Source organism: Vibrio sp. Vb1729 (genome assembly GCF_033338655.1).
GTDB classification, from domain to species: Bacteria; Pseudomonadota; Gammaproteobacteria; order Enterobacterales; family Vibrionaceae; genus Vibrio; species Vibrio alginolyticus.
This window is the reverse complement of record NZ_JAWOTB010000034.1, coordinates 1-13355: the sequence shown is the minus strand read 5'-3', so window position 1 is coordinate 13355 and position 13355 is coordinate 1. Positions and strand designations below refer to the sequence as shown.

General features: G+C 45.5%; 11 protein-coding genes and 1 pseudogene. 11 read left to right on the top strand and 1 reads right to left on the bottom strand.

The genetic code is table 11. The features are described 5' to 3' along the window. The 10 genes and pseudogenes from murF to lpxC form a co-directional block, all read left to right on the top strand. Positions 1 to 279 (top strand): annotated as a pseudogene (gene murF, locus R7E29_RS16395) (UDP-N-acetylmuramoyl-tripeptide--D-alanyl-D-alanine ligase); the annotation flags it as partial. Beyond that, positions 279 to 1361 (top strand): phospho-N-acetylmuramoyl-pentapeptide-transferase, encoded by a 1083-nt coding sequence (gene mraY / locus R7E29_RS16390; protein WP_005372931.1) that lies wholly within the window; start codon positions 279 to 281, stop codon positions 1359 to 1361. The pseudogene murF and the gene mraY, both read left to right, overlap by 1 nt. Before the next feature lie 39 nt (positions 1362 to 1400). After that, positions 1401 to 2714: a UDP-N-acetylmuramoyl-L-alanine--D-glutamate ligase gene (gene murD / locus R7E29_RS16385; protein ID WP_054576661.1), complete on the top strand. Its 1314-nt coding sequence runs from the start codon at positions 1401 to 1403 to the stop codon at positions 2712 to 2714. 18 nt (positions 2715 to 2732) lie between these two features. Then, positions 2733 to 3929, top strand: a complete 1197-nt coding sequence (ftsW, locus tag R7E29_RS16380) for a cell division protein FtsW (protein ID WP_005372933.1) — start codon at positions 2733 to 2735, stop codon at positions 3927 to 3929. After that, complete coding sequence (gene murG, locus R7E29_RS16375; RefSeq protein ID WP_054576662.1) at positions 3916 to 4983, top strand: undecaprenyldiphospho-muramoylpentapeptide beta-N-acetylglucosaminyltransferase; 1068 nt, start codon at positions 3916 to 3918, stop codon at positions 4981 to 4983. The genes ftsW and murG overlap by 14 nt, the downstream gene beginning before the upstream one ends. 23 nt (positions 4984 to 5006) lie before the next feature. After that, positions 5007 to 6464, top strand: coding sequence for a UDP-N-acetylmuramate--L-alanine ligase (murC, locus tag R7E29_RS16370; RefSeq protein WP_005387395.1), 1458 nt, complete (start codon positions 5007 to 5009; stop codon positions 6462 to 6464). Positions 6465 to 6656: 192 nt separating this feature from the next. Further along, positions 6657 to 7439 carry a cell division protein FtsQ/DivIB gene (locus R7E29_RS16365; RefSeq protein ID WP_005387393.1) on the top strand — a complete coding sequence of 261 codons (783 nt, stop codon included), beginning with the start codon at positions 6657 to 6659 and terminating at the stop codon, positions 7437 to 7439. Continuing rightward, positions 7432 to 8694 carry a cell division protein FtsA gene (gene ftsA / locus R7E29_RS16360; protein ID WP_005372946.1) on the top strand — a complete coding sequence of 421 codons (1263 nt, stop codon included), beginning with the start codon at positions 7432 to 7434 and terminating at the stop codon, positions 8692 to 8694. The genes R7E29_RS16365 and ftsA overlap by 8 nt, the downstream gene beginning before the upstream one ends. 30 nt (positions 8695 to 8724) lie before the next feature. After that, complete coding sequence (ftsZ, locus tag R7E29_RS16355) at positions 8725 to 9963, top strand: cell division protein FtsZ (protein WP_017633617.1); 1239 nt, start codon at positions 8725 to 8727, stop codon at positions 9961 to 9963. 101 nt (positions 9964 to 10064) lie between these two features. Next, positions 10065 to 10982: a UDP-3-O-acyl-N-acetylglucosamine deacetylase gene (lpxC, locus tag R7E29_RS16350; RefSeq protein WP_005381871.1), complete on the top strand. Its 918-nt coding sequence runs from the start codon at positions 10065 to 10067 to the stop codon at positions 10980 to 10982. Positions 10983 to 11095: 113 nt separating this feature from the next. Here the strand turns inward: lpxC and R7E29_RS16345 are convergent, their stop codons facing one another. After that, on the bottom strand, positions 11096 to 11554 hold the full coding sequence (locus R7E29_RS16345) for a DUF721 domain-containing protein (protein WP_033906094.1): 459 nt from the start codon (positions 11552 to 11554) through the stop codon (positions 11096 to 11098). Positions 11555 to 11961: 407 nt separating this feature from the next. On the opposite strand from R7E29_RS16345, the gene R7E29_RS16340 reads away from it, so the two are divergent. Continuing rightward, positions 11962 to 13355 (top strand): DEAD/DEAH box helicase (locus R7E29_RS16340; RefSeq protein WP_411912749.1); only part of this gene is annotated, 1394 nt, incomplete at its 3' end.

The window sequence follows — 13355 nt, the reverse complement described above, 5'->3', positions numbered from 1 at the left end:
AATATGGCGGAATTGGGCGAGGAAAGTCTTGCACTTCATCGTCAAGTCGGGGAACATGCTGCCCCACAAAAATTTGAACATGTTCTCACATATGGTGCAGACGCCAAGGTGATCAGTGATCTTTGCCAAGGCATTCATTTTGAGACGCACCAAGAGATGATTGAATACATCAAGCAGCATCTAGACCAAGCCGTTCCTGAAAACCATACGATGTTGGTGAAAGGAGCGAACGGTGCACGTATGTTTGAAGTCGCTGCTGCTTTGAAGGAGTATTATTAATGATTATTTGGCTTGCCGAGCTGCTACAGCCATACCTGTCTTTTTTCCGATTGTTTGAATACTTGTCTTTTCGAGCAATCCTAAGCGTATTAACCGCTCTAGGTCTGTCATTATGGATGGGACCAATCATGATCAAGCGTTTGCAAATGCTGCAAATTGGTCAGGTAGTGCGTAACGAAGGTCCTGAATCTCACTTTAGTAAGCGTGGTACCCCAACAATGGGCGGTATCATGATCTTAGCGGCCATCTCAATCACGATTTTGCTATGGACAGACTTATCCAACCCTTACGTATGGGCGGTACTGACAGTCTTACTTGGCTACGGTGCGGTCGGATTTGTTGATGATTATCGTAAAGTGGTACGCAAAAATACCGATGGCTTGATCGCGCGTTGGAAGTACTTCTGGCAGTCGTTGATCGCGTTTGTCGTCGCTTTCGCATTGTATGCTTACGGTAAAGACACAGCAGCAACTCAGCTAGTGGTGCCATTCTTTAAAGACATCATGCCGCAGCTTGGTTTGATGTATATCATTCTGACTTACTTTGTCATCGTAGGTACAAGTAACGCGGTCAACCTGACTGATGGTCTAGACGGTTTGGCAATCATGCCAACGGTTCTTGTTGCAGCAGGCTTCGCGGTTATTGCATGGGCGACCGGTAACGTTAACTTCTCTGAATACCTTCATATACCATACTTACCACATGCTTCTGAGTTAGTTGTCGTATGTACAGCAATCGTAGGTGCAGGCCTTGGTTTCTTGTGGTTTAACACGTACCCAGCACAAGTGTTCATGGGCGATGTGGGCTCACTAGCGCTTGGCGGTGCATTGGGCACCATTGCTGTTCTAGTTCGTCAAGAGTTGGTGTTGGTGATCATGGGTGGCGTATTTGTAATGGAAACGCTATCAGTCATCCTGCAGGTAGGTTCTTACAAATTACGTGGTCAGCGCATTTTCCGTATGGCACCAATTCACCACCACTACGAATTGAAAGGTTGGCCAGAACCTCGCGTAATCGTGCGCTTCTGGATTATTTCTATGGTTCTTGTTCTGATTGGTCTTGCGACATTGAAAGTGCGTTAATCGCGCTTTCCAAGAACAAGATTTACAGTGTGATCAAATATGGAACGTTGGCAAAACATACATAGTGTTGTCGTCGTAGGGCTCGGTATTACCGGGCTCTCTGTCGTTAAACACCTAAGAAAAAATCAGCCACAACTTGTGGTCAAAGTCATTGATACTCGTGTAAACCCTCCAGGTGCAGAGCGCTTGCCGGAAAGTGTTCAACTGCATAGTGGTGGTTGGAATACAGACTGGCTTTCTGACGCGGATCTTATCGTGACCAACCCTGGTATTGCGCTAGCGACACCAGAGATCCAAGCCGTATTAGCAAAAGGTACGGCAGTAGTAGGTGATATCGAGTTATTCGCTTGGGCGGTGCAGAAACCGGTGATTGCGATTACGGGCTCAAACGGTAAGAGCACAGTAACCGACCTCACAGGTGTGATGGCTGAGGCTGCAGGTTTGGATGTTGGCGTTGGTGGTAACATCGGTGTGCCTGCACTGGATTTGTTAGAACAAGACGCAGACCTATATGTACTCGAACTCTCGAGCTTCCAGTTAGAAACGACGTCAAGCTTAAAGCTCAAAGCCGCTGCGTTTCTGAATCTTTCTGAAGATCATATGGATCGTTATCAAGGCATGTCTGACTATCGACAAGCTAAGTTGCGTATTTTTAACCATGCTGCTCTTGCAGTCGTGAACCGTGATGATCAAGAAACCTTCCCAGACGCAGAGATGCCATTGGTGACATTTGGCAGCGACAATCAGGACTTTGGTCTCGAGGTGGATGGCAACCGTACTTGGCTGCTCGATCACGGTCAACGAGTTGTCGCAAGTGATGAGCTTAAGTTGGTTGGTAAGCACAACTTATCTAACGCTCTGGTTGCTTTAGCGCTATTAAAAGCTGCGGACGTAAACTATCACAACGCATTGAATGCACTTAAAAATTACACGGGACTGACACACCGATGCCAGGTGGTTGCGGATAATCAAGGCGTCAAATGGGTGAATGACTCTAAAGCAACTAATATTGCCAGCACTATGGCTGCGCTATCTGGTTTGGAATTGACAGGCAAGCTCTACTTACTCGTTGGTGGTGTTGGCAAAGGTGCTGACTTCTCGCCATTAAAACCGATCTTCGCGACGCTTAACTTGCAACTGTGTTGCTTTGGCGCTGATGGCGATGAATTTATGCCACTGCATGAATCTGCAATACGTTTCGACACTATGGAAGATGTGATTCAACAAGTATCTTCGCAGTTAAAACCAGGTGATATGGTGATGCTGTCTCCTGCATGTGCTAGCTTTGACCAATTCGACAACTTTATGGCAAGAGGTGATGCTTTCGCTGCTCTTGCTCAGAAATATGCATAATTAAAGGTTACACACTTCGTGGGTTTAGGTAACGTTAAACGCAGTATTGGCAATTGGCTCAAGCATCCAGCCCCAGAGGCGATGTTTGATCGTCAGTTAGTGTGGATTGCACTGGGTTTGATGTTGACTGGTTTGGTCATGGTAACCTCTGCATCATTTCCAATCAGCTCTCGATTAACTGAACAGCCGTTCCACTTTATGTTTCGTCATGCGACGTTTCTCGTGCTGGCGTTAGGGACGTCCGCTGTTATTTTGCAAGTGCCTTTGCAAGAGTGGTTTAAGAAGAGCCATTACTTACTTTGGGCTTCTTTCGCACTGTTGATCATCGTGCTCTTGGCGGGTAAGTCGGTTAATGGTGCGTCTCGTTGGATTCCCCTCGGGCTGTTTAACCTTCAGCCAGCGGAGGTCGCGAAGCTATCGCTGTTTATCTTCATGTCTGGTTACTTAGTTCGAAAGCAAGACGAAGTACGACAAACGTTCTTTGGTGGCTTTATGAAGCCAATCATGGTGTTTGCCTTCTTCGCAGTATTACTACTTGGTCAGCCAGACTTGGGGACGGTCGTCGTGATGCTGGTCACGCTGTTTGGCATGCTTTTTATCGCAGGTGCAAAACTAACCCAGTTTCTCGCCTTAATGGTGGCAGGTATCGGCGCTGTGGTAGGTTTGATTCTCGTCGAGCCATACCGTATGCGACGTGTAACCTCCTTCCTTGACCCGTGGGAAGATCCATTTGGCAGTGGCTATCAGTTGACTCAGTCTTTGATGGCGTTTGGTCGTGGTGAATGGTTCGGTCAAGGTCTCGGTAACTCAATTCAAAAACTGGAATATCTACCGGAAGCGCATACCGACTTTGTGTTTGCCGTACTTGCTGAAGAGCTTGGTTTCGTAGGCGTAGTGCTGGTCTTAATGCTGATTTTTAGCTTGGTGCTAAAAGCGGTTTACATCGGCAAGCGTGCATTTGAAGAAGGCGAAATGTTCGGAGGTTATCTGGCTTTCGGAATTGGTATTTGGTTTGCGTTTCAAACCTTGGTTAATGTTGGAGCCGCCGCCGGTATTGTTCCAACTAAAGGTTTAACACTTCCACTCATCAGTTATGGTGGTTCTAGTCTAATAATTATGTCCGTCGCAGTGTCCATATTACTGCGTATCGATTACGAATGCCGCTTGAAACGCGAGCAACAACAATCAGAACAACAAGCTAATGAAACAAAATAAACGTTTGATGGTGATGGCTGGTGGTACTGGCGGTCACGTATTCCCAGGTTTGGCGGTAGCAAAACAGCTTCAAGAGCAAGGTTGGGAGATCCGTTGGTTAGGTACGGCGGATCGAATGGAAGCGGATTTGGTGCCAAAACATGGCATTGAAATCGACTTTATCAAAGTAAAAGGGTTACGAGGTCAAGGCGTTAAACGTCTTCTTGCAGCACCATTTCAAATTATCAATGCCATTATGCAGGCTCGTGGTCACATGAAACGCTGGCAGCCAGACGCAGTGCTTGGTATGGGCGGTTATGTTAGCGGCCCGGGTGGTATTGCCGCTTGGATGAGTGGCATTCCTGTTGTTCTGCATGAACAAAATGCAGTAGCAGGTTTAACGAACCAATGGTTATCGAAAATCGCTAAGAAGGTTTTTCAGGCTTTCCCAGGCGCTTTTCCAAATGCCGAAGTGGTTGGGAACCCAGTTCGTGAAGACGTGACTCAATTAGCAGCGCCAACTGAGCGCATGCAAGAGCGCCAAGGTCCAATTCGCATTTTGGTGATGGGTGGCAGCCAAGGCGCACGTATTCTTAACCAAACTCTGCCAGAAGTGATGTCGAAATTGGGCGAAGATTACTGTATTCGTCATCAAGCGGGTAAAGGTTCTGCCGAAGAAGTGAACGCAGCATACCTAGCTAATGGTGTGGTAAAGGCAGAAGTAATGGAATTCATTGATGACGTTGCAGAAGCTTACGCATGGACTGACCTTTTAGTTTGTCGCTCTGGAGCGTTAACTGTTTCTGAAGTCTCGGCGGCAGGTGTAGGCGCTATTTTTGTTCCATTCATGCACAAAGACCGCCAGCAAGCACTTAATGCAGACCACTTGGTGGATTGCGGCGCGGCGAAAATGATTGAACAACCAGATTTAACCGTTGAGTCTCTGACTCAGCAGATCCAACAATTGGATCGCCAAGCTTTACTTACAATGGCTGAGCAAGCGCGTGGCGCTGCAAAATTGAATGCTGACCGAGTTGTCGCACAAGCCATTGTCGCTTTGACCGAAAAGCGTTAACCGAATTATTGAGAATAGAATTGATGACAATACAACATACACAAGACTTAGCTCAGATTCGCGCAATGGTGCCAGAGATGCGCCGCGTGAAATCCATCCACTTCATCGGTATTGGTGGTGCGGGTATGAGCGGCATTGCAGAAGTGCTGTTGAACGAAGGCTACCAAATCACAGGTTCTGATCTATCAGAGAACGCTGTGACAGAGCGTTTGGTATCAAAAGGTGCGACGGTATTTATTGGTCATCAAGCCAGTAATGTAGAAAAAGCCAGTGTGGTTGTTGTGTCAACGGCGATCAACGAAGAAAACCCAGAAGTGATGGCGGCACGTGAATTACGCATCCCTATTGTACGCCGCGCAGAGATGTTGGCTGAATTGATGCGATTCCGTCACGGTATTGCCGTTGCGGGTACACACGGTAAAACCACGACGACCGCTCTTGTTACTCAAATCTATTCTGAAGCCGGTCTTGATCCAACGTTTGTGAATGGCGGTTTGGTGAAAAGCGCAGGTACAAATGCGCGTCTAGGCTCGAGTCGTATTCTAATTGCAGAGGCAGATGAAAGTGACGCGTCATTCCTGCACTTGCAACCAATGGTGAGCATTGTTACCAATATCGAAGCCGATCATATGGATACCTATGGTGGTGACTTTGAAACCTTAAAGCAAACCTTCATCGATTTCCTTCATAATCTACCGTTTTACGGCCAAGCAATTGTTTGCATTGACGATCCTGTGGTTCGAGAGTTAATCCCACGTATTAGTCGTCAAGTGATAACTTACGGTTTTTCTGAAGATGCCGACGTACGTATTGAAGATTATCGTCAAGAGGGGCAGCAAGGCAAATTTACGGTAGTACGTAAAGGGCGAGCTAACTTAGATATCACGCTGAATATTCCAGGTCGTCACAATGCATTGAATGCGTCTGCTGCGATTGCGGTTGCTACTGAAGATGACATTGAAGACGATGCGATCCTAAAGGCAATGGCTGGTACGCAAGGTACGGGAAGACGTTTTGATCACCTTGGCGAGTTTGATACTGGCAACGGCCATGCAATGCTTGTTGATGATTACGGCCATCATCCAACAGAAGTGGATGTAACCATTAATGCAGCACGCAGTGGTTGGCAAGACAAGCGTTTGGTGATGATTTTCCAACCGCACCGTTATAGCCGTACTCGTGATTTATACGATGATTTCGCGAATGTGCTTGAACAGGTGGATGTATTGATCATGCTGGATGTTTACGCAGCGGGTGAAAAGCCGATTGCAGGTGCTGATGGGCGCGCTTTATGTCGCACAATTCGCAGCCGAGGCAAGGTAGATCCGATTTTTGTTCCAGAAATCGAGCAATTACCTTCAGTTTTAGCTAACGTTATACAAGACGGCGACCTAATCTTAACGCAAGGTGCGGGTGATATTGGTAAAGTGGCGAAACAGCTGGCAGGTCTTAAATTGAATATAAACAAGATGCTTGGCTGACACATATTGTTGATGCGAAGGACAGATAAAGACTCAGATCTCGATTTTGCGTCAATATCATTGTGATTTATTGCTATCAGTGTTTGATAGTTTACAAGAGCTCAGTATAATCCCAAGGTTAAAGTCAAGACTTTTACCTCTGCGTAATTATATGGGTAAAAAGTACACGACAAAAGTCAGGAAACGAAGACGTTGTTGAATATTGCACTGAATGACGAGCGACCAAACACGGGTAACAACCGTGGTCGCCAAGAAAAAATCTTGGGTGCGTTATTTTTCGTTGTGGTTGTGACTTTAATTAGTTCTGTTTTGTACGCGGCGATCAGTTGGATGTGGGATGACCAAAGGTTACCTCTCTCCAAAATAGTACTTCAGGGGAAACTGGAGTATGTCCAAGCTGACGATGTGCAGGCTGCATTTAGTCGAATTGATCACATCGGTACATTTATGTCTCAGGATATTGATGTATTACAGCAAAGTGTCGAAGCTCTGCCATGGGTAGCGCATGCCGCAATCCGAAAGCAGTGGCCGGATACAGTAAAAGTTTTTTTGACGGAGCATCAACCAGAAGCCATTTGGAATGGCAACGAACTGTTAGATAAAAACGGGTTCGTTTTTGATGGAGATGTTGCTCTGTTGCAAGAAGAAAAAGTGAAGCTGTACGGACCCAAAGATAGCGGGCCGGAAGTCTTACAGACTTACCGTGATTTGAGTCCTAAGTTTCAGCAATTGGGTTTAGCGATATCGTCTCTGGTATTAAACGAGCGACGAGCTTGGCAAATCATCCTTGATAACGGTATTCGATTAGAGCTCGGTAAAGAGTCTCTTCTTGAGCGTATAGAGCGCTTTTTTAAGCTCTATAACAAGCTTGGCAGTGACACGCAAAGAATCAGTTATATCGATCTTAGGTACGATACAGGAGCCGCAGTTGGTTGGTTTCCTGAACAAGAGTTAGAAGAGAGTACAGATGACTAAGGCCGCTGATGACAACATTATTGTTGGTCTTGATATAGGCACTGCAACCGTATCGGCTCTAGTGGGTGAGGTTTTACCAGACGGTCAAATTAATATTATTGGCGCAGGTAGTAGCCCCTCACGCGGCATGGATAAAGGTGGCGTGAATGATTTGGAGTCGGTTGTAAAATCAGTACAACGTGCAATTGATCAAGCTGAATTAATGGCAGAGTGCCAGATCAGCCGAGTCTTCATTTCGTTGTCTGGTAAGCATATCGCAAGCCGAATTGAAAAAGGTATGGGCACGATTTCTGATGAAGAGGTGTCTCAAGAAGACATGGATCGCGCTATCCATACCGCAAAATCGATTAAAATCGGTGATGAACAGCGAATTCTTCATGTGATCCCGCAGGAGTTCACCATTGATTACCAAGAAGGAATCAAAAATCCGCTTGGTTTATCTGGGGTAAGAATGGAAGTGAGTGTCCACCTTATCTCATGCCATAATGACATGGCACGCAATATTATTAAGGCGGTAGAACGCTGCGGCCTTAAAGTAGAACAACTCGTATTTTCTGGGCTTGCTGCTAGTAATGCAGTAATCACCGAGGATGAAAGAGAGCTTGGAGTTTGTGTGGTTGATATTGGCGCCGGCACGATGGATGTGGCCATCTGGACTGGCGGTGCGTTACGTCACACAGAAGTATTTTCGTACGCAGGAAATGCTGTAACCAGTGATATTGCTTTTGCTTTTGGTACGCCAGTGAGCGATGCTGAAGAAATAAAAGTCAAATATGGCTGTGCTTTGAGTGAACTGGTCAGTAAGGATGACACGGTTAATGTACCAAGCGTAGGTGGACGACCATCACGTAGCCTGCAACGTCAAACGTTGTCAGAAGTGATTGAGCCACGCTACTCTGAGCTTATGGGACTGGTTAACCAAACTATCGACTCTGTACAAGCAAAATTGCGCGAAGAGGGTATCAAGCACCATCTGGCTGCGGGAGTTGTACTCACCGGCGGTGCTGCGCAAATGGACGGAGTGGTAGAATGTGCGGAACGCGTATTCCGCAATCAAGTAAGGGTCGGCAAACCGCTCGAAGTCAGCGGATTAACTGACTATGTAAAAGAGCCGTACCATTCTACGGCAGTTGGATTACTTCATTACGCAAGAGACATGCAGTCTAGCGACGATAGCGATTATAATGAACCTAAACGCTCATCTGTAACTGGCTTTTTCGATAAATTGCGTAACTGGATACAAAAAGAGTTTTAACCTGAGTTGCAGGATAAACGGAGACAACACATGTTTGAACCGATGATGGAAATGTCTGACGATGCAGTAATCAAGGTCGTTGGGGTTGGTGGCGGCGGTGGTAACGCCGTTGAACACATGGTGCGTGAATCCATCGAAGGTGTGGAATTCATCAGCGTCAACACTGATGCACAAGCACTTCGTAAGACAAGCGTTGGCAATGTTATTCAGATCGGTGGTGATATCACTAAAGGTCTGGGTGCAGGTGCTAATCCACAGGTTGGCCGTGACGCAGCTCTCGAAGACAGAGATCGAATTAAAGATTCCCTGACTGGCGCCGATATGGTGTTTATCGCAGCTGGTATGGGTGGCGGTACCGGTACTGGTGCAGCGCCTGTTATTGCTGAAGTGGCTAAAGAGCTTGGCATTCTAACAGTAGCGGTAGTAACTAAACCGTTTAGTTTTGAAGGTAAAAAGCGTTTGGCATTTGCTGAGCAAGGTATCGATGAGCTGTCTAAGCATGTTGACTCTTTGATCACGATTCCAAACGAAAAGCTACTTAAAGTACTTGGTCGTGGTGTAACACTACTAGAAGCTTTTGCAAGCGCTAACGATGTTCTTAAGAATGCCGTTCAAGGTATTGCTGAGCTAATTACTCGCCCTGGCATGATCAACGTCGACTTTGCGGACGTAAGAACTGTAATGTCTGAAATGGGTCACGCAATGATGGGTAGCGGCATCGCCAAAGGTGAAGACCGTGCTGAAGAAGCGGCTGAAATGGCAATTTCTAGCCCACTTCTGGAAGACATCGATCTAGCGGGCGCTCGTGGTGTTCTTGTCAATATTACTGCTGGTCTGGATATGCGTCTTGACGAGTTTGAGACGGTTGGTAATACAGTGAAGGCATTCGCTTCTGACAATGCGACTGTTGTTATCGGTACTTCTCTAGACCCTGATATGACTGACGAAATCCGCGTAACAGTTGTAGCGACAGGTATTGGTAATGAGAAAAAGCCAGATATCACGCTAGTTGCGGGTGGTAAAGCTAAAGTGGCACCGACGCCGCAAGCTCAACCACAGCAACAAGCAGCGGCAACGCAAGCTGAAGAAAAACCGGCACAGACCTTGCAAAATAATCAAGTGCAAGAGAAGCCACAGGTAACTCCTCAGCCGACAAACACTGCTCCTTCTTCTCCAGCTTCGTCGAGCCAAAGTTCTGCGGCTCCAAAGCAAGAAAAGGAAAGTGGTTATTTAGATATACCGGCATTTTTGCGTCGTCAGGCTGATTAATCTTTAACCCATAAATTTGACATGGCTCAAAATTATGGTAGCATTCACGGTCGACGTTACAGACGGCCGTGTTTTGTAGCAAATTTTTGAGAGGCAAGCAGATGATCAGACAACGTACTCTGAAAGAAATAGTGAAAACAACTGGTGTGGGTCTCCACTCTGGTCGTAAAGTCACACTTACTCTGCGCCCGGCTGCTGCAAATACAGGTATCATTTACCGTCGTACAGATGTAAATCCACCTGTAGATTTTCCAGCTGATCCAGCTTCGGTTCGTGACACCATGCTTTGTACTGCATTGGTAAACGATGAAGGTGTGCGTATTTCAACTGTTGAGCACTTGAATGCGGCACTTGCTGGTATGGGCATCGATAACATTGTTGTCGAAGTAGACGCACCTGAAATTCCGATCATGGATGGTAGTGCAAGCCCATTTGTATACTTGCTACAACAAGCAGGTATCGAAACGCAAAATGCGCCAAAACGCTTCATCCGCATCAAAAAGCCAGTTCGTTTTGAAGATGGTGATAAATGGGCAGAATTTGTACCATTTAACGGCTTCCGTATGGACTTCGAAATTGAGTTTAATCACCCAGCGATTGAATCAGACGAGCAACGTTTGCTGTTTGATTTCTCGTCAAAAGGCTTTGTTCGTGAGATTTCTCGAGCACGTACGTTTGGCTTTATGCGTGATATCGAATATCTACAATCTCAAAACCTAGTTTTGGGTGGTAGTTTTGACAATGCTATCGTTTTGGATGATTACCGTATTCTTAATGAAGAAGGTCTACGCTTTGAAAATGAGTTTGTGACTCACAAAGTGTTGGATGCGATTGGTGACCTTTACATGTGTGGCCACCCAATCATTGGTGAATTCCGTGCCTTTAAATCTGGCCACGGTTTAAATAACCAACTGTTACGTGCTGTTCTTGCAGATCAGGAAGCGTGGGAGTGGACTACATTCGAAGAAGAAGTCGGCTCACCAGTAGCATTCGCAGAACCAAATATGGTGCTTGCGTAAATACTTGGCATTAGAATTAATAAAAAACCAGGCTTATGCCTGGTTTTTTGCTATTTGGCTTTAATCCTGGATTTATCAATAACATTCAAGCTTTCAGCATATTGAAATAACGTTCACTTACGATCTTCCTTTTCTGCCATATCGGCTAATCGTTTTAAACGCTCTTGAATTTTCGGTGGCGCCATGTCGGCAATCGTCATTAATGACTTTGCTGCAGATTCGGTTAGTGGTGGACGCTTAGGTCTGTCGTCTTGTTGAAAGCGGTTTCGATATAGTGAAGGATTGATCCTCACTTCAACGCTCATCAGCTTGGCAAAGCCTTGAGTACGAAGTTTATTTAGGATCATGAGGCGATCGTAATCGATCTTCATTTTGATCGCGGCACTAGAGACATCGATCAATAGATGGCCGTTACGAACATTCGCTACTCGGCAATGATCGGCCGTCCCCGTGGGTAAGACCTCTTGCAAAGCTTGGTTAAGCTGTAAGATTTCTCCAGCATGTTCTTGAATCTGCTTGAACTGTGACTCAGCAATAACATCTTCAGTCGAGGTTGGACGGTGATCACGCATAGGTAAAATCTAATTTTGTTGAGATATAGCTATTCTAGAGCAGCTTTCTATCAAGGTATAGTTTACATTAACGTCTTTAGCTTCAGTTTTACAATGTAGCAAGGTAAAAAGCAAAGTTTGCTCTGGATGGATTACACATATTGCGGTATGCAATATCGGCTAATCAGTCACCACTTTAAGTAAAAACTTCAGAGTGCTTCAAACAAATACGTCTATTTATGGTTGTATCGATTAAAAATCCTTACACTAAGCCACATTGTTTCAAAACTTAGCCTTGAAATATGGATGTTTGAACTCAATATCTTTGATAAATGATTTATCTCAGTATTCTTAGTTCCAAACTGGCAGAGACTGAAGGCATTATGAGTAGATCGGGAACGGTCTGAATAAAGAGAGATTCACGAAAAATGATAACTAAGCTACTGACAAAAGTGATTGGCAGTCGCAACGACCGAACACTGCGCCGCCTTAGAAAAATTGTAAAAGAAATTAATAACTATGAGCCAACATTCGAGGCTCTAAGTGACGAAGAGTTAAAAGCAAAGACGGTTGAATTCCGTGAGCGCCTAGATAAGGGTGAAACTCTTGATAAACTACTTCCAGAAGCTTTTGCTACGGTTCGTGAAGCATCTAAGCGTGTCTACGGTATGCGCCACTTCGACGTCCAGCTTATCGGTGGTATGGTTCTAAATGCGGGTCAAATCGCTGAAATGCGTACGGGTGAAGGTAAAACGCTGACGGCAACGCTTCCTGCTTACCTAAATGCCCTAGCTGGTAAAGGCGTTCATATTGTAACAGTGAACGATTATCTAGCTAAACGTGATGCAGAGACAAACCGCCCTCTATTTGAATTTTTAGGTATGACTGTTGGCGTAAACGTGCCAAACATGCCTCCTCAAGAGAAAAAAGAAGCGTACCAAGCTGACATCTTGTACGGAACGAACAATGAATTTGGTTTTGACTACCTTCGTGACAATATGGCTTTCCGTAGCGAAGATCGCGTACAACGTGAACGCTTCTTTGCAGTTGTCGATGAGGTGGACTCAATCCTAATTGATGAAGCTCGTACCCCTTTAATCATTTCTGGTCCTGCTGAAGATAGCTCTGAGCTATACACCCGAATCAACCTTTTGATCCCGCATCTTAAAAAGCAAGACAAAGAAGACTCTGAAGAATATCGTGGTGATGGTCACTACACTGTTGATGAGAAATCAAAGCAAGTATACCTCACAGAAACGGGCCAAGAGTACGTTGAAGAACTGTTGGTGAAAAATGGTCTTATGGAAGAGGGTGACACACTTTACTCTCCGACTAACATCAGCATGTTACATCACGTGAATGCCGCTTTGCGTGCTCATGTGTTGTTTGAGCGCAACGTTGATTACATCGTGACTGACGAAGGTGAAGTAGTAATTGTTGATGAACATACTGGTCGTACAATGCCAGGTCGTCGTTGGTCTGAAGGTCTTCACCAAGCAGTAGAAGCGAAAGAAGGCGTTAAGATTCAAAACGAAAACCAAACTTTGGCTTCGATTACCTTCCAGAACTACTTCCGCTTATACGAAAAACTGTCTGGTATGACAGGTACTGCGGATACTGAAGCGTTTGAGTTCCAATCTATTTATGGCTTGGAAACGGTGGTTATCCCAACCAACAAACCAATGATTCGTAACGATATGCCGGATGTGGTGTACCGTACCGAAGCTGAGAAGTTTGCTGCAATCATTGAAGATATCAAAGAGCGCGTTGCGAAAGGTCAGCCAACATTGGTTGGTACAGTATCGATTGAAAAATCAGAACT